We start from the raw sequence: 22,888 nt of genomic DNA on the forward strand, positions 1-22,888 counted from the left end.
AGGTCCTGGATCTGGGCGTAACAAATCCCCCGGTCCTTCCGGGTCTTCTGAACATCACCTTGCGTCTGGTCCCTGGCCAAAGTTCTCAGACGCAAAGGCATCGGCTTTGGCCCGCCATCTCGATGGCGGGCCACCTTTGTTTAACCGGTTGCTATGGGGCGGCTCCTGAGGAGATAGGCGCGCTGGTTGCGCGGCCGTGAACCTCTGCGGGATGACAGAGGGAGTCTGGGGGCGACCGTGGAGGAGAGCCCGGAAAGGGGCGCGAGCGACAGGTGCCGACACGCCGAAGTGACACCACAATGTGTCGCCGTCGAGGCATGAGGGGTTACCATGTCGTCACTCCTAGTTCTTCCCGGTTCTAGGTAAAACAAAGCCCCGGGCTTGTCCCGGATCTTTCAAACAGCCCCTCATCGTCCCGGTCGCCAAACTAGTCAGATGAGCGGCATCAAGCTTCGGCCCGTCACCTAGGTGGCGGGCCATTTGATTTAAGCGGCTGGGATAGGCAGCTCCAGTCGCGTTCGATCGGCTTGAACAGGCGCCAGCTCCGGCATGCCCGCTTCGCGGGCAAGGATCGACGCGATGTAATCTCCGACGTACTGATAGCCGGCCGCGGCGGCCTGCTCTTCGATCTTTTCGCCGACGGGGACTGCAACTCGGGACATAAGAGCCTTGCGCTGTCCCTTGCTTGGACGACCGCCGGTAGCAGTGCGCTTGTTCATGTGCCGATTCAATCCAGTTTCTGTAACTGAAACAGTGAGGCGCGCCGGTATGGCGCGATCCGAAGTTGACATGTCGGGTCATTGGTAGTTGCGCTCCCGCAGCGATGCAGGGCCTGCTTCGACGTCGTGTGGAGACTTGACGCCGCAGAAGGTGCAGTAGTTGTTGCGGAGGGACTGCGGCTTGCTGCAGTGCCGGCAGGGAGAGTCTCCGATGATGCGCTGTGCGCTCTCGGGAGCGTCGTCGACGGTGCCGTCCGGGTTGAGGATCTGCACGAAGGCGTCGGGGTGGATGCCGAGCTGGTAGGTGCCGTCGACGTCGACGACGGTCAGCCTTACTGGGCGGCCGACCTGGCGCCCGATCGCTGCGCAGCGGGCGATGATGCCGGCGCGTAGCCGTGCAGGGTCGGCTGCGATCAGCGGACGGGAGGTTCCGCTGATGGTGAGTTCGCCGGATGCGTCGGCGCGCACGATGGCGCTCAGACGGGGTTGGGCGGGAATGAAGGTCGGCATCAGTAGTTCCTGTGGCAGGTGTCGTTGCAGAGGGTCATGCCGAAGAGTTCGTAGAACTTCTCGGGGTCGACCCAGCCGGGCACGGCGGGGTCGAGGGGGAGCGTCGCTACTTGCGGGTTGATGTTGCCGACGACGTTGATGCGGAGGTCGAGGTGGCATCCGGTGGCCGGTGCCTCGTCGCCAACGAGGGAGATCTTCTCGCCGGTCTGCACCGTGTCTCCGACCTTCACGAGTCGGTCGGATTGGTGGCTGTGCAGGTAGGAGATCGTGTAGCCGTCGGGGCTCTTGATCGAGAGGTAGAGCCGGTCGGAGAGAACGACGGTGCCGGGCTGGATGGCGTAGATGGGCTTGCCGCACGGGTTCGGCCAGTTCTGGAGGTCGTCGGCCGGGTGGTAGCTGCTTGCTCCTTCGGTGGGCGAGCTGCGCGGGCCGAACTTGTCGGTCATGTTGAACGGCGTATCGAGCGGCATTCCTAGGGCACCGCTGCCGCATCCGGTAGACGGGGAGGCGGTGACGCCGCTGAGGGCGGCGGTGACCTGCCCGGCCGCGTCCCAGTATTTGGCGTAGTAGTACGGGTCGGCGTTGACCTGCACCTTGTGGGCGGCGAGCGTGGGCTCGAGTGTCTCCCAGTTGGGGACGTTCTTCAATCGCTCGAAGAAGAGGGTCGCGGACTTGAAGGGGTCCATCCGGTCTGCGAGGCTGCCCCAGCTGTCGCGCTGCTGGAACAGGCCGCGGGAGTCGGGGCCGGCCTGGTCGCCGTAGTTGAGCACTCGGAGGCCGGATTCGCCCATCGCGGTCATGACACCGATCTGCTGTGCTTGGGCGCTGAGTCCGAGCGCTTCGGCGGCGTTCATGATGTAGGCGGCGTTCACGAGCTGGTCGTGCCCGTAGCCGGCCACGGCTGCGGTGGGCACGGTGTTCTCGTCGACCTTGACGCCGGCGCCGGCCGGGCCGCACGCGGCTGCGGCGGCGTTGCTGCCGCCGAGGAGCAGGATGAAGCCGAACAGGAGTCCGACGAAGAGGACGGGGACGAGCAGTAACGCGAGCACCCCCTTGCCGCCTTGCTGCATGTGTCTACCTCCCCGGTGGCGTGATTCGGTCGACGAGCCAAGGGTCGGACGGAGCCTTCCGGGTGAGCGAGACGGCGTAAGTGCCGATATCGGTCGGCACGGTCACGACCAGGGCGTAGTCGGTTGCCCCGTCTACGACGGTCCCGCTGCCGGTGACGCGGTGGACCGGGACGTTCGATGGGTCGGTGCCCTCGTAGGCGGCCGCGCCCTGCTGCGTGAGCATCGGGTACAGGGCGTTCATCCACGACGTGGCGTCCAGCTGCGGGCGCGCGAAGGCCGTCATGAACTTCTCCGCGAGCTTCACGGCCGCCGCCTGGCTGGTCGAGTCAGCTGCGGGCGGCGTCGGAGCGCTCGGCCCATCGTCGAGTCCGTCAGTCGGGGTGGAGCGCGGGGTTTTGGTGGTCCCGTCCGGGAAGGTCGCGACGGGTGTTGAGACCGGCGACATTTGCGGGGCGCAGCCGGTCAGCACGAGCGCGGCGAGGGCGACACCGGCAACTCCGATGGTGCGCTTCACAGGCCCTCCGCCACCGCGGCGGCCGCGGCGAGCCACGCGCGCCGCGTGATGGGGTTCAGCGCGTCATAGCGGATCTTCCCGCTGTGCAGCGCCTCGTCGAACGGGATGGTGACCACGCGGCGCGCGATCGACGCGAATCCGTTGGCGATCTGCTGCGCGTCGCCCTTGTCGGCGCTCTTTTCCGACTGGGAAACGATCACCACGGCGTTATCGGCCAGAGCTGCGGAGCGTTCATCGCGCTGGGCGAGGCCATCGAGCAGGAGAGCGCCGGCCTCCGCGTGCTCTCCGAGCGCCGTGGTGGCGATCACGAGCTGGTCACTGCGATCGATCATCTGCTGCCACCGCTCGGCGGACTCGTCGTTGCCAGAATCGATGAAGATCAGCCGGAAGTATTTGCTGGCGACCTGGTGCAGCGCGTCGAACTCGACGCGGCTGATCCGCTGGTCAGCGGAGAGAGCCTGCGGGTTCGAGCGCAGCACGTCGTACTTGTCGCCGGTCTGGTGGTGCACGAAGTGTGCCAGGTCGGAGGACTGGGCGGCGGGGGAGAGCAGCCGCTCGGTCTCGGGCAGGAGGTTGTGCACGGTGGCCTCGTGCGGGCCTTGCTCGGTGCGCCATCCCAGCGTGCCGCGAGTCTCGTTGTTGTCCCAGGCGAGCACGCCTGAACCGCCGTAGCGGGCGAACACGGCCGACAGGAGTGCCGTCGTCGGGGTCTTGTTCGCCCCGCCCTTGCCGTTCACAATCGCGATCGTCCGCGGGCCGGGCCAGTGCTGGCTCACTGCGTGGACGTCGCGGCGTTCGGCCAGCACCGACTCGGAAGGCGCGACCTGGACGCCGACGCGAGCGAGCACGCCGCGCCATCCTTGCGTGGCGGGCTGCTCCGGTGCTTCCTTCTCGAGGAAGGAGGCGCGCGCTGCGCGCCGTTCGCTGATCGTCGCCTGCGGCGGGGCCGCCTGCTGTGGCACCGTGGCCGGCTCCGCTGCAGTCGGCGGCGTCGGGTTCACGGCAGGGGGCGGAGGTACACGCTCGACGTCGTAGGCCGACGACACCTCCACCCGCTGCACGGCTTCTTCTGCGATCGGTGCTGGCTCAGCAGGGATGAATTCTCCGACCGCCTCGACGCTGCCGTCCGGGGACACGATCAGCTGCCCTTGCCCCATCGCGTCTTGCGTGATGAGCATCACCGGACGGCCGTACATGCGCGCTCGGCCGGTGACTTGGGTGAGGATCTGTTCGCGGACGTGGGTGTCGTTGTGGCCGGCGACCTCGTGGTGAGTCCCCTCGATCACCAGCACCCCGGTTGCATCCGGGTTCACGATCGCCCGGATGGTGGGGTGAGAGGTTTCCTGCTGAGCCATGTCGCTGCCTTCCTAGTTGTCGCTGTGGCCGGTGTAGCGCCGCAACGCCCATTTCTTGAAGTCGGCGGTAAGGATCGTGTACCCGCGACCAAGATTTAGGGCTGGGAGCTTTTCGTCGGGGTCGGCAGAGCCGATCGCTGCGCGAATGATGTGCTCACTCACGTTGAACACCTTCGCGGCCTCGCTCACGCTGAGGGTCGTCGGGAGACCCTCGAAGAGATCGTCGAGTGCGCCCATGTCAACCGCAAACCATTCCATGCTGTGTAATGATGCCATTGTTTAAGTTAGATGCCACTGTTTGCCATTGTTTAGCTCTATTTGCATTCATTCGGAGTAAGCTTCCTTCCGGGGGCTGAAGTAACCATGTTGACAGTATGTCGATAGTCGCCCCCCGTTCGGGTGATACTTGGCGGTAGACAAGATAGTCGACTCCGAGAAGGGGGATTTCGGTGACGGACTCTCAACACCCGTGGCTAGCAGGACCGGCCGTACCGCAGCAGGCACCGCCACCCCTCCGGGCTCGCCGCGAGCTCCCACGCCCGGCCGCTCCTCAGCCGGGCGTTCCCGCGCCCGACCACGCCGACCGGCTTCCACGGAGGGACGTCAATCGTCCCGCGCCGTTGTGGTGGCTGGGTGTTCACGGTGGTGCGGGGGAGACCACACTGGCGAACCTGGTCGCCGGATCCCGTACTACCGGGCATGCCTGGCCTATCGGGCACGACGGAGCGACAACGAACGTCGTCCTCGTTGCCCGGTCGAACGCAGCGGGCCTAGCCGCGGCGCAGCGGGCAGCGATCGAGTGGGCCTCCGGCGCGCTCCCCTCCGTCAACCTCTTGGGGCTGGTGATCGTGGCCGACGCGCCCGGCAAGCTCCCGAAGCCTCTGCGCGAATTGGCGCACCTGGTCTCCGGGGGAGTGCCCCACGCCTGGCACGTGCCCTGGATCGAGGCTTGGAGGCTCGGGGAGACGCCCGACCTCGAGCACGCACCAAAAGACGTTCGGACGCTCATCGCCTCGGTGAGCGACCTGGCCAACACGACCAGCGCCTAACGGCCTGACCGAAAGGAAGCACCATGCACCATCTGCACACCGTTCTCGACACCGTGAATTCCTTTGTTCCGCTGGACGTTCCCGACCCCGGGAACGGCTCGGCCCCTCCTGGATCGGAGAAGTTCATCGCCGTCATGGGCTGGGTGAAGTGGCTCGCCCTCGGCGTCGTGATCATCGGTCTGATGATCATCGGCGCGAAGCTCGCGATCGAGAGCCGCCGCGGTGAGGGCGGAGCGCACCTCGGAGCGCTCGGCATGGCCATGGCCGGCGTGATCGTCATCGCCGGGGCCGCAAGCCTCGTCGGCTTCCTCGTCAGCTGAACGAAGGGAACAGACGCATGTCCGACAACCAGCCCAACGACGCGAACCCGTTCACCAGCCGCCGATTCATCCTCGCAGCGGTCATTGTCGCGGTTGTGCTGCTGTGCGCAGTCGTCCTGGTGGTCAGCTCTGTGCTTGGTGGCCAGGCGAAGCCGACCGCCGGACCGACGTCCTCGAGCACACCCACTCATTCCGCGGCCGCGGATGCCGACCCAAGCGTTTGCGGGCTGAAGGGATTTGAGGCCAAGTCGTCGCTGGACGACGCTCCCAAGTCGAACTGGGAGCTTGTCGGAACCATCGCCGCTCCGACCGATCCAAAGGGCGCGGGTCCCGGAAAAATCGAGTCAGACGGCTTCCGCAGCTGCTATGCCCACACGGCTACCGGAGCGCTTTATTCTGCGGCGAACTTCATTGCCCTGGGCAGTGACGCCACGACTCGAACAAAGCTACCGAGCCTTATCGCGCCCGGCCCCGGTCGCGAGGCTGCAAAGGCTCAGAGCACCCAGAGCTCAGACTCGGCGGGATACCGCGCACAAGTTGCCGGATTCAAGGTCGACTCGTACGACGGAAAGAACGCAACGGTCGACCTGGCGCTCAATTATTCGACGGGTCAAATGGTGAGCCTCGTACTGAAGCTGACGTGGGTTGAGGGCGACTGGAAGCTAGTCACTGACAACAGCGGGAATCTGCCGATCCCGCCCGCGGCCTTGCAGAGTCTCGGCGGCTACACGCCCTGGTCTGGAGCGTAACGATGGCCGGATGTGCACCGCTTGATCTGGTCTGTGCCGGAGGGGCGATCGTCTCGAAAGCGACGAACGACAGCCTGCAGCAGCTGGTCAACAACGTCGTGGAAGGCGTTGGGAAGGCCTTCGCTGCTCTCGGATCGATTTGGGTTCTCGTGCCGACGCCGAACCTCACCGGGGGAAGATCGACCGCGGCGAATCACTCTGCGGAGGGCGCTGCAGGTGCGTCGGGGTTCTTGACGATCCTGCAGTGGTCGGTGTGGATCTCGCTCGCGATCTGTGTTCTTTCGCTGATCGCAGGGGGCGCACTACTGGCGGTCAACCGTCGCCGCGGCGACGGTGAGCGGCATCTCGGCCGTCTAGGTGTCATCATCGGCGCGGTCATTCTCATTTCGGGAGCCTCCGCGATCGTCGGGGCACTGCTCCCCGGCATGGGATCCTCGAACGCCTCGGATGCGGTCGGCTACATCCAAGACTCCCTGTGGTGGTACACGGGCGGCCTTGCGGTGCTCTCGGTGATCATCGCCGGCGCTCGGATGGCTTGGACGCAGCGGGCTCAGGCCGGTAAGGACCTGCTGCAGTCGCTCTTTACTCTGGTCGTGGTCTCGGCTGCCGGTCTGACCGGCATCGGTCTCGCCGTCGCGGCCGCTGATGGCTTCTCGACCTGGATTCTGGACGGAGCAACCGGCAAGGACTTCGGGCAGAACATCACCGCCATGATCGGCATCGCTTCGACGAGCGGGATCGGCCTCATTGCCCTGCTCATCGTTGGGATCATCGCGACCTTCTTCGCGTATATCCAGGTGATCTTGATGGTGATCCGCGGGGGAATGCTGGTGCTCCTGGCCGGGATCTTCCCCATTTCCGCCGCGTTCACGAACACGGAGACGGGTCGGTCCTGGTTCAAGAAGTGCTCCGGCTGGCTGATCGCGTTCATTCTCTACAAGCCCGCTGCGGCGATCGTCTACGCCGCCGCGTTCAAGCTGACCGGAGCGGACCTTTTCAAGGATGACGGCTCTGGGCTGATCAAGATCCTCACTGGCCTCGCGCTGATGGCGATGGCGCTTGTTGCCCTTCCGGCGCTGATGCGGTTCGTTGCGCCGATGGTGTCGCAGGTCGGCGGGGGCGGTGGCGCGGGCATGGCCCTCGCCGCAGGAGCGGGAGCAGGAGCCGCTGAGCTGGCCACCGGGGCGATCCGCAAAGCCAATACGGGCGGAGGCTCCGGAGGCGGGGGCGGTTCTACCCCGAATCCGAAGGCGACAGGCGCGTCCAATACGCCTGCCACAAAGCCCGCGCCCGCACCGACCGGTACGGCGTCCACTGGGACGGCTGCGACCGCGGGTAAGGCCGCTGGCGCTGGGGCTGGTGCCGGTGCTGCGGCGGCCGGTCCCGTGGGCGTCGGCGTTATGGCTGCGCAGAAGGGCCTCGAGGCCGGACAGAAGGCGGTCGGTGCTGTGCGCACCGCTGCGGCAGACGCGGCCGGTGACGGCGCGTCGGGAAGTAACTAGGAGCGAGCATGACGAACACGCAAGCGCAGGTCCGTACGTATGGGAACTGGCGTCGGCCGACGACGCCCGGCCTCCTGGGGCTGGGGATGGTCGGAACGATCGTGCTTCTGGCGGGTCTGGTCGCGACGGTCATTACCGTCATGTTCGGCGGCCTCATCAACGGCGTGATCGTGTTCGCGATCATGGCCGGCTTCCTGCTCACCGTCGCGGTGAAGGACAAGCACGGCCAGAGCGCGCTCACCCGCACCACGAACCGACTGAACTGGATGCGCGCCCGCTCGTCGGGCTCGAACCTCTACCGCTCTGGCCCTCTCGGCCGGACCGACTGGGGCACCGCCCAGCTGCCGGGGCTGGCGGCACAGTCCCGGCTCAGCGAGTACACGGACTCCTACGGGCGGCCGTTCGCGATGGTCTACGTTCCCTCGGCCGGTGACTACACCGTCGTGATCGGCACGGAACCGGATGGTGCCGCTCTGGTTGATCAGGAGCAGATCGACAGCTGGGTAGCTGACTGGGGTCACTGGCTGGCGAACCTGGGCGATGAGGCCGGCATCGTCGCGGCCGCTCTCACCATCGAGACCGCGCCCGACACCGGGCGGCGTCTGCGTGGTGAGGTCAATCTGAATATCGACCCGGAGGCGCCGGCGTTCGCTCAGGCGATGCTCCGCGAGGTTGTGGCTAGCTACCCGTCGGGGTCGGCCACGGTGCGCGCGTACGTGTCGATTACGTTCGCAGCAGCCACGCGCGCGAATGGTCGACGTCGCGATGCCGATGAGATGGGCCGTGAACTCGCGGCACGGCTCCCGGGTCTGACTCAGGCGCTTTCTGCTACCGGTGCCGGTGCTGCGCGTCCGCTGGGCGCGCAGCAGCTGTGTGAAGTGATTCGGATCGCGTATGACCCGGAGATTGCGGAGCTGATCGACGACGCGCACCAGTCGGGCGAGCCGTTCGAGCTGCGCTGGTCGGACGTCGGTCCGTCTGGCGCTCAGGCGAATTGGGACAGCTACCGGCACGACTCGGCGGTGTCGGTGACCTGGCAGATGACGGAGGCTCCGCGCGGCATCGTGCAGGCGAACATCCTCACCCGGTTCTTGGCCCCGCATCGGGATATCGCGCGCAAGCGCGTGACCTGGTTGTATCGGCCGATCGACGTTGCGCGTGCCGCGGCGATCGTCCAGTCCGACCTTCGCGCGGCGAGCTTCAACATGACCTCCAGCGACCGACCTACCGCCCGCGACGTCGTGGGTACCCGCGCCGCAATGGCAACCGCGGAAGAAGAGGCGAACGGCGCTGGCTTGGTGAACTTCGGCATGGTCGTCACCGCCACGGTGACCGACCCGACCCGCGCCGCCGACGCCAAAGCGGCGATCGAGAACCTGTCGGCCACGGCCCGTCTTCGGCTGCGCGTCGTGACCGGCGCTCAGGACTCCGCGTTTGCTGCGGCGCTCCCGCTGGGGATCGTTGTGCCTAAGCACCTGAAACTGCCTGCCGAGCTGCGGGGGGCACTCTGATGGCTACCTGGTTCAAGAAGCTCTCCCGTTCGGGCAGCCCGGCCGAGCGTGCGGCCGCGCAAGCGGCGGCACCTGCCACGACCACCGCGACCCCGAGGCGTGTCCCGGCGCGTGGATACCCGGGACGCGGCCGCGGCGAGATGATGGTGCTCTCCGCCGCCCCGGAGTGGCGCGGCACCACCGTTCAGGTGTGCGGCCTGTGGCCGTTCGGTGTGGGCACGGGTGCGCCGATGATCGGTGTGCCGCTTGGGCGGCACCTGGTCAATCGAGGGACCGTCTGCTGCGACCCGATTTCGTGGTTCCAGCGGGCGAATCTGATCTCCAACCCGTCCGCCTTCGTACTCGGCAAGCCTGGCTTGGGGAAGTCGACCATCGTCCGACGGATGGCGACGGGACTTGCCGGGTACGGTGTCCAGCCGCTCGTGCTGGGTGACTTGAAGCCGGACTACGTGGATCTGATCGAAGCCCTCGGCGGTCAGGTGATCCGTCTCGGCCGCGGCCGCGGGTTCCTAAACATCCTCGACCCGGGCGAAGCAAAGGAAGCGGCGCAGCTGCTCCGCGACGCCGCCCACGCCGAGCGTGAGTCCGCTGCTGCGGAGGAAGCGGAGCTTGTGCAGTTGCACGCGCTCGAGGTACCGGAGGATCCCGAACGGGCACAGCTGATCCGGGAGCGGATCGCTGCGCTCGTCGGTTCGGTCACCACTCGCACCGAGCGGGCGAAGCGCGACGACGAGCTGGCCGCGGAGGTCCTGCAGGATGCGCACGGCCGCCGGCTCACGATGGTGTCGGCGCTTCTGACGATCATGCGTAAGTCGCCTCCGACCGACCGGGAGGAGACCATCGTCGACCGGGCGTTGAAGCTGCTCGACGACCAGCACGACGGCGTGCCGGTGTTGAAGGATCTGCTGGACCTGATCCGTGAGGCGCCGCCCGAGCTGCGCGCCGTTGCGCTGGATCGCGGCGACCGCGCCCGCTACGACGCGATCACCGAAAATCTGGAAGCGTCACTCATCGGCCTCACCACCGGAGGCCGACTGGGCGAGCTGTTCTCACGGCAGACCACCACACCGATGCGCCGCGACCGGCCAGTGGTCTACGACGTCTCCACCATCGACGATTCCGAGACGGACCTGCAGGCTGCCGTCCTGCTCGCGTGCTGGTCGGCCGGGTTCGGCACCGTCAACGTGTCGAACGCTCTGGCGGATGCCGGCCTCGAACCGCGTCGGCACTACTTCGTGATCCTCGACGAGCTGTGGCGCGCGCTGCGCGCCGGCCGCGGCATGGTCGACCGGGTGGACGCGCTGACTCGGCTGAACCGGCAGCGCGGCGTCGGCATGACGATGATTTCCCACACGATGAGCGACCTCATGTCGCTGCCCACCGAAGAGGACCGGATGAAAGCGGCTGGCTTCGTCGAGCGCTCCGGCATGGTCATCTGCGGCGGCCTTCCCTCCAAGGAGATGCCGCTGCTGAACAGCGCCATCAGCATGTCCCGCGCCGAACAAGAGATGCTGCAGGGCTGGCAGGACCCGCCCGCGTGGGACCCGATCACCGGTCAGGAGGCCGACCCTCCCGGCCGCGGCAAGTTCCTGATCAAGGTCGGCGGTCGCCCCGGGATCCCGCTGACCGTGGAGCTCACGGACGCCGAGCTGCACATCAACGACACGAACAAGCTGTGGCACGCTGTGTCCCGCACCGGCACGGTTGGCCGCGCCGAGGTTCTGGCATGAGCCCCACCAACCGCATCAAGGAACCGTCCGCTGCTGGCGACGGTGCTCTAGTTTGGGTGTTCATCGGCATCGTCGTTGTGCTCGTCGGCGGCCTGTGGGTCGCCGTCACTCTCGGCTCCAAGCTTGACGGGGTGAACCCGGGCCTGCCGTTGAACCCGTTCACGGTGTTCTTCGGCACGTTGAAGGGCACCTACGTGTGGCCGCCGTCTGCCACCTGGATCCTGATCGTCGCCGCGGCGATTGTCGTTGCCCTCGCGATCCTGGTCGTGGTCGCACTCGTGAAGCGTGGTCGGCGCCGGTCCCGCGTCGACCACGCTGCCGGTCACATGGGCCGCGGCCGCGACCTGGCCGCGCTCTCCACCAAGGGTGCCAAGAGCACCGCGCAGCGGCTCGGTGTATCCGGATGGCTCGGCGTGCCGATCGGCATCACCGTCGCCGGGCGCCAGTGGCTCTACGGCTCCCCGGAAGACATGCACGTCGACGTCTGGGGGCCGCGAACCGGTAAGACGACCTCGCGGGCGATCCCCGCGATCCTCAGCGCGCCGGGCGCTGTCATCGTCACCTCGAACAAGCGCGACGTGCTCGACGCGACCCGCGACGTGCGAGCCCAGAAGGGCACGGTCTGGGCGTTCGATCCTCAGGGGATCGCTCTGGAAGCGCCGTCGTGGTGGTGGAACCCGCTGTCCTACGTCACCGACGAGGAACAGGCGGCGAAGCTAGCCAACCACTTCGCCTCTGGCTCACGCGCGGGTGACGCGCGCGCGGATGCGTACTTCGACCCGGCCGGGCAGGATCTCCTCGCCGGGCTGCTGCTGGCGGCCGCGCTGGACAATCTGCCGATCACTCAGGTGTTCACCTGGACCACCCGGCCTAGCGACGAGAAGGCGATCGACATTCTCCGCGACCACGGGTACGACCAGGTGGCCGATGCGGTCGCCGGCTACGTGTTCGCCGCGCCCGATCAGCGCTCCGGTGTGTTCGGCACGGCTCAGCAGATGGCTTCCTGCTTGAAGGGTCGGAAGATCGCCGCCTGGGTCACCCCGACCGGTGGCAACGTCGGCGGCGACCGGCGGCCGCATTTTGACCCGCACGTGTTCGTGCGCAGCTCGGACACTCTCTACAGTCTCTCCAAGGAGGGTAAGGGCACTGCGGGCCCTCTCGTCACGGCGCTCACCGCGGCAACGATCGAGGCCGCGGAGCAGCTGGCCACCACGCAAGCGGGCGGCCGCCTGGCGACCCCAATGCTCGGGGTCCTCGATGAGGCCGCGAACGTCTGCCGGTGGGAGGCCCTGCCGGATCTGTACTCGCACTACGGGTCGCGCGGCATCGTCCTGATGACCATCCTGCAGTCCTGGTCTCAGGGCGTGGAAGTGTGGGGCCGCAACGGTATGCGCAAGCTGTGGTCGGCCTCGAATGTGAAGGTCTACGGCGGTGGCGTGTCCGAGACCGAGTTCCTGTCCGAAATGTCGCAGCTGATCGGTGACCGCGACAAGCGCACCGCCTCGGTCAGCGTCGGCCGCGGCGGACGCTCGACGTCGAACTCGATTCGTCGTGAGCGCACGATGGATGTTGCCGACCTGGCCGCGCTTCCGCGCGGCCGCGCAGTCGTGTTCGCTTCCGGCGCCCCCGCCACTCTCGTCGAGACCGTGCCATGGAGGCGCGGCGACCAGGCCGACGCCATTCGGGCGTCGATCGCCGCCCATGACCCCGCCAATGCGCCCTCTGTGGCTCCTGGCGCCACTGTGAGCCCGTCTGATGGGTCGGTCGCACAAGCGTGGCTCGACGCGGCCACGTCACGAGAGGACCGGCTGTGAGCTACGAAGACGACATGCGCGACGATGAGTTCGACGAGCAGGGCACGGCCGTCGACGCTGGCGAGACCCCCGAGGCGGACCTGTTTTACGGGTCCGTCGATGAGTTCGTGCGCGAGTACCTGATCAAGGTTTATCGGCGTCCTGTGGGCGCTCAGGGAGGCATGAAATGGGCCGCCCGGTGGTGGGAATACCCCGAAGCCCTCAGCCGGCTCGACGCGCTCTGGCGCGCCTGGGAACACCTACGACTCGACCCCGCTACTGGGATGAGCGTCTGGTGGCGCGATCACGCCGACCACCACATGCCCGCGCTGCTCAGCTCGAACGGTCCGTTTGCCGCCTCGTACGATCAAAACAAGCGCGGCGAGCCTCTGCCGTACGAACAACCGCCGATGGGGCTATTCCCAGAGATGCGTCGGACTGTCGAATAGCGCGGTTTACGCCTGCGTCAGTGAATGAGACGGGTCGCCCACAGCTGGTGTCCTCCGGTTACTAGCTCATGTAACGCAGGCCGAAGCCGAACTGATAACGTGGCGTTGCCGTGTCGAACGGGACGTCTGGACGGCTGGCTTCAACAGCGGCCATGCTTGAGGGAATCTCGAATGGCAGTGCACCGCGCGGCTCGGCTTCTCCGCTCAGGGCCTTGAGCAACGCCACAAGTCTGTAGGCGAACCTCTGCTATTGACGACTCAGGCGCGTAGGCTGTCTGCCGGTCGGCTTAGCTGCACGGATTGAGGCGAGCCCTCCGGTTTGCACCGACGAGGAGACCAAAGCCAAGTGTGAGAAGTATGGGTGCGCGAAGCACGCTGAGTTTTGTTGGAGGCTCCTGGCCTTGGGAACGAGGATTAGGGTTATTGGGTAGTTTGGGCTCTGAGAAGCCGACGGTCGGTATTCGCCGGAGGAGGAGGCCGCGGTCCGGATGGTGTGGAGCCTCCAACAAAACTCAGCGCTTCAGTTCCGCAGCGCCGACGAACTTGAGCTCGCCACCTATCCCGGGTGACATTGGTTCAACGAAAATCGGTTGCACTCCTCGATCGGATACCTCACGCGCATCGAGAACGAGAACGACCGTGAGGTGAAGCCCCAACTCCAGCCGGCGATGGGAGAAACTCGCCCTCCACTACACCCGGGGCGATTCACTATGATCAGGAAAACGGTCATGTCATGGGCATCACTACAAGCACGGACGGCACGGCGGATACGGTGAGCATCGCCCGAATGGTTTCATCAGGATGCTGATGCGGCTGATTCGTCGACGCCGGCACCACTGACCCGGTCGGGTTCCACTCAGGCATCTGAAGGAGGGGTGATCTTTCGCGTTCGTGACGGATGTGAGGCTGCATGAGTGATTTCTAAGGGCTAGGAGTTGCGGTGCTGGGGCAGTGGATGGACCCGGAAGAGGTTTACGAACGCGGCCGGGCTCTGCGCGGGCGCGTCGATCACCAGACTCACCGGTCCGTTGACCTGGCCGCCCGCAGGCCTGCCGTGGCCGACTTCGTGCAGTCAAGCAATGAAGGCCGTCTGCCGGGGCTTATTCCGCTTCGGGTGCGCCGGATGCTTGCCTCTCCATTCACTTTTTTCCGGGGAAGTGCCGGACTGATGGCAGGGGACCTGGCCGCTGGTCCGGCCACTGGTCTGGAAGCCCAGCTATGCGGGGACGCGCATGCGGGGAACTTCGGGTTGTACGGCACGCATGGTGGCCGGATCATCATGGACATCAACGATTTCGACGAGACGGCGTCGGGTCCTTGGGAGTGGGATCTGAAACGCCTGGCGGTCAGCCTGGTCCTGGCCGGCCGTGTGGGCGGTGTGTCGGAAGGCGGGTGTCGGGACGCGGCACAGGAAGCGGTGCGGGCCTACCGTCACACCAGCCGACATCTGGCCAGGTTGGGGTTCCTGGAATCGTGGACCGCGCTGGGGGATGAGTCGGTGCTGAACAGGGTCAAGGCCGACGAACTGCTGGACGACTTCGCCCTGGCCGCACGGAAGGCCAAGCAGAACACCAGTGCGAAGGTCGCGGCCAAATGGACCCGCCTGGACGGGCGGGAATGGCGCTTCGTTGCCGACCCACCAGTGCTCAGCCGGGTGAGCTCCGCGGCCGCGGATGCGGTGATCGGCGGATTGCCAGGCTATCTGAAAAGCCTGCACGAGTCCCGCGGGCATCTGCTCGCGCGCTACAGTTTCTCCGATGTGGCTTTTCGGGTGGTAGGCACCGGTAGCGTCGGACTGCGCAGTTACCTAATATTGTTGCGCGGCAACGGGGACGAGGCACTCATCCTGCAGGCCAAGCAGGCCGTGCGGAGCGCAGTGAACGTTGCCCTCGGCCGGACGCCGGCTTCGCACGAGGGTGAGCGGATCGTGCACGGGGCAAGACTCGTGCAGGCGGAGACTGACCCCCTGCTTGGCTGGACCACGATCGGTGGGCACCCGTTCCTCATCCGTCAGTTCCGCAACCGGAAGGGTGGAATCGACCCGGCGGGGCTCAAACGCAACCACCTGGACGACTACGGCCGGCTGGCAGGGGCCCTGCTGGCGCGTGCCCACTCCCGCTCGATCGACCCACGGCTCCTGGCTGGGTACTGCGCCGACGGAGAACGGATGGACACCGCGTTTTCTGCCTACGCGGTCGGCTACGCCGACCAAACTGAATCCGACCACAGCCAGCTCGTCAAGGCGGTCAGAGCCGGCGCAATGGAAGCTGCGGGCGAGGACTGACTCCTGGCGTCGAAGACTCATTCCTAGTCCTTTTTGCCTGGTTCCGTCCTTCTCCGCCTGTGGACGTCTGTCTGCGCATGCGGCCGAAGAAGCGTTGGCCGTACGAGCCGCGTTGGAACCATCCGGGCTGGATCACGGACCGGTGAGCGCGCACGAACGCATGCGCCGACACCGATTCCCTCGACGGCAACCCTCGCGAGGATCATCCGTGCCGAGGGCGTTGCCCGACGCGAGCCCCGGAACGGCCACGGGCGTCGTTCCGGCGCTTCGTCCATCCGGCACCGACTGTCAGCGATATCCTAAGATATCACATGCAACTGCGATCCGTCTTGACGCACCTTCGATGTAGAGCTTCGCGCCGGCCGAGAACGGAAGCGTAGGTCGCCCGGTCTTGCGGTTGAGCTTGTTCTCCAGCACGGTGATCGAAGCGCACTGGGCGTCGACACCAGCTGCGACGAAATTTTCCGACCCGACGATCCGTCTGGCATGGTCGACATCGATGTACCGGTTGTCGAACAGGCCGAGCCGGAATTTCTCGCGCAGCAGACGGCTGGCCGATGCGTCGATCCGCTCCTCCGCGACCTCCCCGAGCTCACAAGCTCGAGCAGCAGCTCCGGGATCTGCTCGCCGCCGAACTGGTCCACGCCGGCCTCGATGACCTGCTTCATCCGCTCGCGCGGGCTCAGGTGCTCCCCGCCCCGCGCGCGCCAGGAACAGCTCGCCTTCTACCTAGGGACAGTCACTGGTAGCGCTTTACGACCAGGCGCAGCCCAGCCCCTCATAGCTTCTTACCTACGCCCTCAGCCCATCGGCAGGAGCTCGTGATCGGAGTGCGGGACCAGAACCGGTGGGATTGGAAATCCTCACGCCGGCTGGCCATTCCGGGTACGCCCCTGCAGCAGCTCGCGGATCAGATTGGCACCGTAAGGTCCACCCTCATGCACTACTGCGCCTCTAAGGAGGATCTGCTGGCTGCGGTTCTCTAATACCGCGACGCTCAGCTCGCCATCAACGAGCGAGATCCAGACGAGGGCCCGGTCGAGACGCTTCGCAGACTCGGCGACGACGCCCAGCAAGACACTGTCGACGAGCCCGGTCTGATCGCCCTGTACGCGACATTGTCGTCCGATGCGTCCACGCTCGACCATCCTGCGCACGAGTATTTCGCCGCACGCTATGACCACACGATCGCGTACTTCCGGAATCTGATGGAGCGGGCCGACTCGTCGGGCCACCTTCGCCTCGAGCGCGATCCGCGATCGGAAGCTTCTGTCCTCGTCGCAATGTGGGATGGCTTGCAGTTCCAATGGCTGCAGGATAGCGGCGCGGTAGTGATCCAAGACCGCCTCCGCGAGTATGTCGACGCCCTACTCTGCTAACCGGTGCGTAGCCTTGTCAGGGTTCGAACTCGGTCACGACCTCCGAGACGCCTGTGTCGAACGACGTGTTCACGTCGTGGCGTCCGTGTCTGGTCGCGGCGTGGGACTCGGGCGGCGGCCGAAACGGTAGCGGATGCCGCAGGTCACGAGCGCGGCGAGGGCGCTGAGGGTTAGGCCGGCGCTGATCGTGGGGCCGAGGATGCTGGCGGGGGTCAATCCGGTGCGCAGTGGCAGGGTGGTCACCGCGGCGGCAGCAGTGTCGGGACCGGCTGAGGCGATGGTGGTGCCGTCCGGGGCGAGGGCCTGACTGGTGCCGACGGTGGAAACGTTGAGGACGGCGCGACCTGTCTCGATTGCGCGCATTCGGGCGAAAGCGAGTTGTTGCAAGTTCTCGTCGGTGCCCCGAAAGTCGGCGTTGTTGGTTTGGAAGACGTAGATCTGCGCACCCTGCCGCGCCCCGTCCCAGACGACGCGATCGTAGATGACGTCGAAGCAGATCGCCAACCCGACGCGGGTGCTATTCACCGTGACGGCGGGCGGGTTGGTTCCGGGGGTGTACTCGCGTTGGATGAGCCCGATCAGGTCGGGGGCGAGCAGGTTATAGAACCACCGGTCGGGTACGTACTCGCCGAACGGGACCGGGTTCACCTTGTCGTGCAGCTGTTTACGCGCGTCACCGGTCGCCCATAGCAGGGTGGTGTTGAAGATGCTGTCCCCACGAGTAGTGGCGGCGTTCACCAGAATCGGCGCTCCCGCTTTACCGGCCAGGTTGTCGAGCGCTGCCGCAGTGCGGACGTTGTTCAGCGGGTCTGTGTCGACACTACCCTCAGGCCACACCAGAAGATCCATCGGCTGGCCGAGGATAGGCGCCGTCGCGGCGGTCTGCGCGGCGAGGACATCACCAGATGCACTTTCATCGAAGTATCCGGTGGGACCGTTACCCTGCACCCAGCCGACTCGGAACGAGCCGGCGTCGTTGGTTGGGAACGCCGGGACCAGCAGCAGGAGCACCCCGATCGCGAGAGCGGGGATTGCCGCAACAGGGCGGCGGATGCCGCCCGCGCGAGCCCATTGCACCACCGCGGCGCACCCCGCGGCGATGAGGAACGAGAGCCCAGTGACACCGGTCCAGGACGCAACCTCCGGGAAGGGACCGCCAACCTGCGTCATCCCCAGTCGCGCCCAGGGGAACCCGGAATACGGCCACGCCCCCATCCCCACTTCTCGCGCGGTCCAGAGCCCACCGACCAGGGCGGGCACCACAAACAGTTGCACGGCACCCCGGGCCGGGTAGCCGTCCGTCCACCGGTAAGCAAGCGTGATCATGATCGCCCCAGCCCCAAATAGGACAGCTTCAAGCCCGGCCAGAGCAATCCATGGAACCGGCCCAAGATAGGCTGCCACCCACATCAGGTGGGTCGCATAAAACACGGCCCCGTACACGCCGCCGACCAGCAGTGTCCCGCCGACGCTGCGACCGATCAAGGTGGTCAGCGCGAGCGCAACGCTGACGAAGGTGAGCGGCCACCACCCCACCCCGGGTGTTGCCAGATCAAGGACGAACCCTGCGACCGCGGAAAGAGGGAGGGCCACCCACCAGGAAAGCAACGGTCGGACCCGCGGCCGCGCCGCCGAAGGGTGGGTTGGGGTTTCAGTCAGCAATGGCGCGGTCGAGCGCATCGGTGAGATCGCTGAGCGAGGTCAGCGTAAGCTTCTTACCGTCCAGGAAGAACGTCGGAGTGCCTTGGACGCCCATCGCTTGCCCCTCGGCGTAGTCTTGCTCGACGCGCTTCTTGGTGGCGGGGTCGGCGACGGCCTGATCGTAGCTTTTCATATCCAGGCCTAGGTCCTCGGCGAAGCCGCGAAAGACATCGGCTTTGGACTCCTGCTGTTCACTCCACTGCGTCTGGGTTTTGTACATCTTGTTGTACATATCCTCGGCGCGCCCCTGTTTCGCGGCTGCCTCGACTGCGAGGGCCGCGTTCGTCGAGTTGAAGTGGCTGGGGATCGGGAAGTAGCGGATCGCATAATTGATCTTCCCTTTGTAGGTTTCGCGGAGTTGTTCGATCACCGGGTAGAACGCTCCACACGCTTCGCATTCGAAGTCGAGGAATTCGACCAGGGTGGGCACGTCCTGGCCCACCTTGTCGAAAACGTGGGTGTTGGCCCGGGTGCCGGGGAGGCTGCCGTCCTCGGCTGCGGAATCAGGCGCTGACGGCCGGGTAACGGTGGCGACAACGATAGCGACGACGACCAGCACGACCAACACCGCTGTGGCAATGATGGTGGCCTTGATCGGTGTGGTCATGACCGTCTTCTTGGTCGAGGGGATGGGGGGTTTCCGGGTGCTCATGGTGTGTGACTTTCGGGCAGATGGTCGGCGGACAGGTCAGGATTCCTCGACCGCGGCTCGGACAAGGGCGGAGAGGATCGAGGCCGACTGCAGTTGCCCGATGATCCGGGCGGCAACCCGCCCCTTTTTGTCGATTACGAGGGTCGTGGGCGTGGCCTGAATCGGGGTGACGGCGGCGAACGCGAGCTTCACCGCACCGTCATTGACGTCGATGACGCTCGGGTAGGTGATCCCGTAATCCTTCGCAAATGACAAGGCTGTGGCCGCCTGGTCGTACGTGTTCACGCCGAGGAATCCGATGCCATCGGGTTTGTGCTTCTGCCACACCGATTCGAGCATGGGCGCCTCGACCCGGCACGGCCCGCAGGCGGCGTACCAGAAGTTCACGACATAGACTCGCCCGTCATAGTCGTCACTACTGACGGGTTTCCCGCGTTCCGTGGTTCCCGCGAAGGTGACTGGTGCGCCACGCTCGGCTGCAGGAATCTCTTGGACGCGGAAGTCTCCGGAAATGTAGCCCTTGTTGTCGCCAGACCGATATTGAGAGGTGAGGTCGTCGGATGCGGCGCACCCGGTGGTCAGGGCGAGCAGCGCAGCGGCCAAGACTAGGCCGAGACCGACTCGCGCTCGGTGCCGATGTCCTTTACGCATTGACGCGATCGAGCGGGCCGGTTGGCGTAGCGGTCGTTAGTCGCATGTGGGCGGGACGGCGGGCGGCGCTGACACCGTTGAGGATGACGACGACTTCCGCGATTTCGTGGACCAGTACGACGCCGGCGAGGCCGAGCACACCAAACAGTGCAAGTGGGAACAGCATAACGATGATTGCCAGGGCCAGACCGATGTTGACGGTCATGATCCGACGGCCGCGGCGGGCGTGGGCGAGCGCTTCGGGGATTAGGCGCAAGTCGTTGCCGTTGAAGGCGATGTCGGCGGATTCGATCGCGGCGGCCGACCCTTTGACGCCCATTGCGATCCCGACGGTCGCGGTCGCCAGGGCGGGGGCGTCGTTGATACCGTCGCCGACCATCGCGATGGGTCCGTTCGCGACCAGCGTGGCGATCGCGTCGGCTTTGTCCTTGGGGAGTTGTTCGGCGCGGACGTCGGTGATTCCAGCCTGGTTGGCGAGGGCGCGGGCGGTGCGCTCGTTGTCGCCGGTGAGCATCACCGTGCCTATGCCGAGACGGGTCATCATCGCGATCGTCTCGACCGCTTCGGGACGCAGCTCGTCGCGGACGCCGATCAGGCCGGCGATCTTCCCGTCGGCCTCGACGACGACGGCGGTCATCCCGGCACCGGCCATGCTGTCCGCGTCCTCGCGCAGGCTCTGCGGGTCAAGCCACCGCGTGTTGCCCACCCGCACGGTCGCGGCGCCGACACGACCGGTGATGCCGCGCCCGGGCTCCTCAGCCACTTCCCGCGCGGCAGAGGTGCCGGGGGATGCGGCGGTGATAGCGGCGGCGAGGGGGTGGCTGCTGGTCGCTTCCAGCGCGGCCGCCAAGGCCAGCACGTCCTCGCGGGTGAGGCCGGGAGCGGTCGCGACCTCGACCACCTGGGGTTCGTTACGGGTGAGTGTGCCGGTCTTGTCCAGGGCGACGGTGCGGATCGTGCCGAACTGTTCGAATGCTTCGCCGGACTTAATGATCACACCGAACTTGGAGGCGGCACCGATCGCACTGATCACCGTCACCGGCACGGCGATCGCCAGCGCGCACGGCGACGCGGCAACCAGAACTACCAGGGCGCGTTCGATCCACAGTCCGGGCTCGCCGATGATGAACCCGAACGCGGCGACCAGGGCTGCCGCGACCAGCACGATTGGGACCAGAGGTCGGGCGATGCGATCGGCGAGGCGTGCACGTTCGCCCTTGCGGGCGTGGGCCTGCTCCACGAGCTTGACGATTTGGGTGAGGGAGTTGTCGCGGCCGTTCGCGGTCGCCTCGATGCGCAGCGTGGCTGATCCGTTCACCGATCCGGCAGCTACCGCGTCGCCGGGACCGACCTCGACCGGGATAGATTCCCCGGTGATCGCCGAGGTGTCCAGGCTGGAGCGACCATCCACGATCACGCCGTCGGTGGCGACGCGGTCGCCGGCTCCGACAACGAGGATGTCGAGTTCCTGCACCTGCGCGGCAGGGATTGTGATGTCCCCGTTCAGCCGCGACACCCGCACGGTGTCGGGGATGAGGGATAGCAGGGCGCGCAGCCCCTCCTTCGCCCGGTCCATTGCCCGGTCCTCGAGCGCTTCGGCCAACGAGAAGAGGAAGGCCAGCGTCGCTGCCTCACCGACATGGCCGAGAGCGACGGCTCCCACCGCGGCGATCGTCATCAGCAGCCCGACACCGAGCCGGCGACGCAACAGGCGGCGGATCGCGCCGGGAACGAACGTGTATGCACCGGCCAGCAGGGCAAGTGATTGGAAGACGAGCGCCGGGATTGGCAGCCCGGTCCATTGAAAGATGTATCCGATCAGCAACGTCACGCCGGCGACCGCGGACGGCAGCAGAGCGGTGTCGCGCCACCAGGGCGGCCTTACCTCCGACTGGCCCTCGTGGTCGCGCTCGTCGTCGTCATCGCCGTGCTCGTGTTCGCGGGCGACGGCAGCCTCGTCGCCGAGGCGATTCCCCACCGGCACCGTGTGACTGTCGTCTGGGCCGCAGCAGGCATCGCCCGTGGTGAGGGGTTTACTTAACTGCAGCCGCCGCACACTCGTGGTTGTCTTGCGGGGCTCATCAGGGCCGCAGCATTCCTCGTTCATCGGGCGCTCTCCATGATCGTCTCGGCTGCGGGGGCGCAACACAGCGGAATATCGCAGTTCTCGTCCGCGCATGGTTCGCCGTCGTCGACGGCAAGGACGGTGTCCACCAGGATGGTGATCGCGCGGGTAACGCGCGGGTCAGCGATCTCGTACCGGGTCTGGCGACCTTCCGGGGTCGCGACCACGATCCCGCAGCCACGGAGGCAGGAGAGATGATTAGACACGTTGGTACGTGTCAGCCCCAGGCTTTCCGAGAGCCGGGCCGGGTATCCTGGACCGGCCAGTAGCTCCATCAGAATTCGGGAGCGGGTGGGGTCCGCCATCGCGCGACCCAAGCGGTTCAGCACATCCAGCCGCGAAGCAATAGTCAGCACACGCTGACTATACATTGTCTGCTGTATGCTCGCTAGATGCGTTCACTCCGACATCGACCCCGGCAACAGGAGGCCCCGTCGATGTCCGAGAACCCTCGCCGCAACCCCGAAGCGGGTGTGCCGCGGCGGTTTCTGATGGTGCTAAGTGTGATCGGGCTGCTGGTGCTGAGCATCTGGTCGGGTGCCGAGGCGGGGGAGCGCTGGGGCGAGTCTGCTCCCATTCCGTTGACGTTCGTTGCCGCGCTCGACACTGCGGACGCCGACGCGACCGAAACGGTCGATGACATGTCGGCCAGTGGAGTGTCCTGTGTCACCGGGATCCTCTGCGGATTCCCGATCATCACCGCAGTGCGTCGGTTTCGCCTTCCACCGGCGCCGGTCCCTTGTTATTTGAACGTGCGCAAGCTGCCGATCCTGGATCCATCGGCAGTGTCGACATTAGCATCGGCGCCGGCGCTGTCCCAGCTCG

23 protein-coding genes and 1 pseudogene are annotated in these 22,888 nt (G+C 66.1%); 11 read left to right on the top strand and 13 right to left on the bottom strand.

What is annotated here, in order from left to right; all coding sequences use genetic code 11:
• Nucleotides 1-485: 485 nt before the first annotated feature.
• From B7438_RS20345 to B7438_RS13670, 6 genes are all read right to left on the bottom strand, one after another.
• Nucleotides 486-719 carry a hypothetical protein gene (locus tag B7438_RS20345; protein WP_143465936.1) on the bottom strand — a complete coding sequence of 78 codons (234 nt, stop codon included), beginning with the start codon at nt 717-719 and terminating at the stop codon, nt 486-488.
• Between the two features lie 78 nt (nt 720-797).
• Complete coding sequence (locus B7438_RS13650; RefSeq protein WP_085370150.1) at nt 798-1,229, bottom strand: hypothetical protein; 432 nt, start codon at nt 1,227-1,229, stop codon at nt 798-800.
• A complete protein-coding gene (locus B7438_RS13655) occupies nt 1,229-2,299 on the bottom strand; it encodes a M23 family metallopeptidase (protein ID WP_085370151.1) in 1,071 nt (356 codons plus the stop codon). The genes B7438_RS13650 and B7438_RS13655 overlap by 1 nt, the downstream gene beginning before the upstream one ends.
• Before the next feature lie 4 nt (nt 2,300-2,303).
• Entirely contained in the window at nt 2,304-2,813 is a 510-nt protein-coding gene (locus B7438_RS13660) for a hypothetical protein (RefSeq protein ID WP_085370152.1), read from the bottom strand.
• Nucleotides 2,810-4,105 (bottom strand): ATPase, encoded by a 1,296-nt coding sequence (locus B7438_RS13665; RefSeq protein ID WP_256922032.1) that lies wholly within the window; start codon nt 4,103-4,105, stop codon nt 2,810-2,812. The genes B7438_RS13660 and B7438_RS13665 overlap by 4 nt, the downstream gene beginning before the upstream one ends.
• Nucleotides 4,106-4,180: 75 nt before the next feature.
• Nucleotides 4,181-4,405, bottom strand: coding sequence for a helix-turn-helix domain-containing protein (locus B7438_RS13670; RefSeq protein ID WP_085370154.1), 225 nt, complete (start codon nt 4,403-4,405; stop codon nt 4,181-4,183).
• 383 nt (nt 4,406-4,788) lie between these two features.
• Here B7438_RS13670 and B7438_RS13675 point away from each other — a divergent pair, with 383 nt between their 5' ends.
• From B7438_RS13675 to B7438_RS13710, 8 genes are read left to right on the top strand one after another with little or no spacing between them, the layout of a single operon-like run.
• On the top strand, nt 4,789-5,217 hold the full coding sequence (locus B7438_RS13675; RefSeq protein WP_143465938.1) for a DUF6668 family protein: 429 nt from the start codon (nt 4,789-4,791) through the stop codon (nt 5,215-5,217).
• 23 nt (nt 5,218-5,240) lie between these two features.
• Nucleotides 5,241-5,537: a hypothetical protein gene (locus B7438_RS13680; protein WP_085370156.1), complete on the top strand. Its 297-nt coding sequence runs from the start codon at nt 5,241-5,243 to the stop codon at nt 5,535-5,537.
• Nucleotides 5,538-5,554: 17 nt separating this feature from the next.
• Complete coding sequence (locus tag B7438_RS13685) at nt 5,555-6,286, top strand: hypothetical protein (RefSeq protein ID WP_085370157.1); 732 nt, start codon at nt 5,555-5,557, stop codon at nt 6,284-6,286.
• A gap of 2 nt (nt 6,287-6,288) precedes the next feature.
• Entirely contained in the window at nt 6,289-7,788 is a 1,500-nt protein-coding gene (locus B7438_RS13690; RefSeq protein WP_143465940.1) for a hypothetical protein, read from the top strand.
• An 8-nt stretch (nt 7,789-7,796) separates the two neighbouring features.
• Nucleotides 7,797-9,299 (top strand): SCO6880 family protein, encoded by a 1,503-nt coding sequence (locus B7438_RS13695; RefSeq protein WP_179150825.1) that lies wholly within the window; start codon nt 7,797-7,799, stop codon nt 9,297-9,299.
• Entirely contained in the window at nt 9,299-11,029 is a 1,731-nt protein-coding gene (locus B7438_RS20870; protein ID WP_085370158.1) for an ATP/GTP-binding protein, read from the top strand. The genes B7438_RS13695 and B7438_RS20870 overlap by 1 nt, the downstream gene beginning before the upstream one ends.
• The gene (locus B7438_RS13705) at nt 11,026-12,843 is read left to right on the top strand and encodes a type IV secretory system conjugative DNA transfer family protein (protein WP_085370159.1); all 1,818 of its coding nucleotides are present in this window, start codon (nt 11,026-11,028) and stop codon (nt 12,841-12,843) included. The genes B7438_RS20870 and B7438_RS13705 overlap by 4 nt, the downstream gene beginning before the upstream one ends.
• Nucleotides 12,840-13,271, top strand: a complete 432-nt coding sequence (locus B7438_RS13710; RefSeq protein ID WP_256922033.1) for a DUF4913 domain-containing protein — start codon at nt 12,840-12,842, stop codon at nt 13,269-13,271. Before B7438_RS13705 ends, B7438_RS13710 begins: the two co-directional genes overlap by 4 nt.
• A 61-nt stretch (nt 13,272-13,332) precedes the next feature.
• Here B7438_RS13710 and B7438_RS20605 read toward each other — a convergent pair whose 3' ends face one another.
• Entirely contained in the window at nt 13,333-13,491 is a 159-nt protein-coding gene (locus B7438_RS20605) for a hypothetical protein (protein ID WP_179150813.1), read from the bottom strand.
• Between the two features lie 720 nt (nt 13,492-14,211).
• Between B7438_RS20605 and B7438_RS13715 the strand changes: the two genes are divergently transcribed.
• Together B7438_RS13715 and B7438_RS20875 are read left to right on the top strand one after the other, a co-directional pair.
• A complete protein-coding gene (locus B7438_RS13715) occupies nt 14,212-15,555 on the top strand; it encodes a DUF2252 domain-containing protein (protein ID WP_256922034.1) in 1,344 nt (447 codons plus the stop codon).
• 64 nt (nt 15,556-15,619) lie between these two features.
• Nucleotides 15,620-15,824, top strand: a pseudogene (locus tag B7438_RS20875) (IS481 family transposase); the annotation flags it as partial.
• A gap of 594 nt (nt 15,825-16,418) precedes the next feature.
• On the opposite strand, the gene B7438_RS20880 reads toward B7438_RS20875, so the two are convergent.
• The 6 genes from B7438_RS20880 to B7438_RS13750 form a co-directional block, all read right to left on the bottom strand.
• Nucleotides 16,419-16,895 (bottom strand): hypothetical protein, encoded by a 477-nt coding sequence (locus B7438_RS20880; RefSeq protein WP_256922035.1) that lies wholly within the window; start codon nt 16,893-16,895, stop codon nt 16,419-16,421.
• A 108-nt stretch (nt 16,896-17,003) separates the two neighbouring features.
• Entirely contained in the window at nt 17,004-18,614 is a 1,611-nt protein-coding gene (gene lnt / locus B7438_RS13730; protein ID WP_085370162.1) for an apolipoprotein N-acyltransferase, read from the bottom strand.
• Complete coding sequence (locus B7438_RS13735; RefSeq protein WP_179150826.1) at nt 18,586-19,242, bottom strand: thioredoxin domain-containing protein; 657 nt, start codon at nt 19,240-19,242, stop codon at nt 18,586-18,588. Before B7438_RS13735 ends, lnt begins: the two co-directional genes overlap by 29 nt.
• Nucleotides 19,243-19,323: 81 nt before the next feature.
• Complete coding sequence (locus tag B7438_RS13740; RefSeq protein WP_085370163.1) at nt 19,324-19,938, bottom strand: TlpA disulfide reductase family protein; 615 nt, start codon at nt 19,936-19,938, stop codon at nt 19,324-19,326.
• Entirely contained in the window at nt 19,931-22,045 is a 2,115-nt protein-coding gene (locus tag B7438_RS13745; protein WP_085370164.1) for a cation-translocating P-type ATPase, read from the bottom strand. The genes B7438_RS13740 and B7438_RS13745 overlap by 8 nt, the downstream gene beginning before the upstream one ends.
• On the bottom strand, nt 22,042-22,419 hold the full coding sequence (locus B7438_RS13750; protein WP_085370175.1) for a helix-turn-helix transcriptional regulator: 378 nt from the start codon (nt 22,417-22,419) through the stop codon (nt 22,042-22,044). Before B7438_RS13750 ends, B7438_RS13745 begins: the two co-directional genes overlap by 4 nt.
• An 81-nt stretch (nt 22,420-22,500) precedes the next feature.
• On the opposite strand from B7438_RS13750, the gene B7438_RS13755 reads away from it, so the two are divergent.
• Nucleotides 22,501-22,888, top strand: a 388-nt coding sequence (locus B7438_RS13755) for a hypothetical protein (protein ID WP_143465942.1), incomplete at its 3' end; no start/stop codon positions are given.

This window comes from Leifsonia sp. NCR5 (assembly GCF_002105485.1).
In the GTDB taxonomy this organism is placed as follows: Bacteria; Actinomycetota; Actinomycetes; order Actinomycetales; family Microbacteriaceae; genus Leifsonia.

Bases quoted from the DNA above. Each gene is read 5' to 3' on its own strand.
- B7438_RS20345 (WP_143465936.1), bottom strand. From the start codon at position 719: ATGAACAAGCGCACTGCTACCGGCGGTCGTCCAAGCAAGGGACAGCGC.
- B7438_RS13650 (WP_085370150.1), bottom strand. From the start codon at position 1,229: ATGCCGACCTTCATTCCCGCCCAACCCCGTCTGAGCGCCATCGTGCGC.
- B7438_RS13655 (WP_085370151.1), bottom strand. From the start codon at position 2,299: ATGCAGCAAGGCGGCAAGGGGGTGCTCGCGTTACTGCTCGTCCCCGTC.
- B7438_RS13670 (WP_085370154.1), bottom strand. From the start codon at position 4,405: ATGGGCGCACTCGACGATCTCTTCGAGGGTCTCCCGACGACCCTCAGC.
- B7438_RS13680 (WP_085370156.1), top strand. From the start codon at position 5,241: ATGCACCATCTGCACACCGTTCTCGACACCGTGAATTCCTTTGTTCCG.
- B7438_RS13685 (WP_085370157.1), top strand. From the start codon at position 5,555: ATGTCCGACAACCAGCCCAACGACGCGAACCCGTTCACCAGCCGCCGA.
- B7438_RS13690 (WP_143465940.1), top strand. From the start codon at position 6,289: ATGGCCGGATGTGCACCGCTTGATCTGGTCTGTGCCGGAGGGGCGATC.
- B7438_RS13695 (WP_179150825.1), top strand. From the start codon at position 7,797: ATGACGAACACGCAAGCGCAGGTCCGTACGTATGGGAACTGGCGTCGG.
- B7438_RS20870 (WP_085370158.1), top strand. From the start codon at position 9,299: ATGGCTACCTGGTTCAAGAAGCTCTCCCGTTCGGGCAGCCCGGCCGAG.
- B7438_RS13705 (WP_085370159.1), top strand. From the start codon at position 11,026: ATGAGCCCCACCAACCGCATCAAGGAACCGTCCGCTGCTGGCGACGGT.
- lnt (WP_085370162.1), bottom strand. From the start codon at position 18,614: ATGCGCTCGACCGCGCCATTGCTGACTGAAACCCCAACCCACCCTTCG.
- B7438_RS13735 (WP_179150826.1), bottom strand. From the start codon at position 19,242: ATGACCACACCGATCAAGGCCACCATCATTGCCACAGCGGTGTTGGTC.
- B7438_RS13740 (WP_085370163.1), bottom strand. From the start codon at position 19,938: ATGCGTAAAGGACATCGGCACCGAGCGCGAGTCGGTCTCGGCCTAGTC.
- B7438_RS13745 (WP_085370164.1), bottom strand. From the start codon at position 22,045: ATGAACGAGGAATGCTGCGGCCCTGATGAGCCCCGCAAGACAACCACG.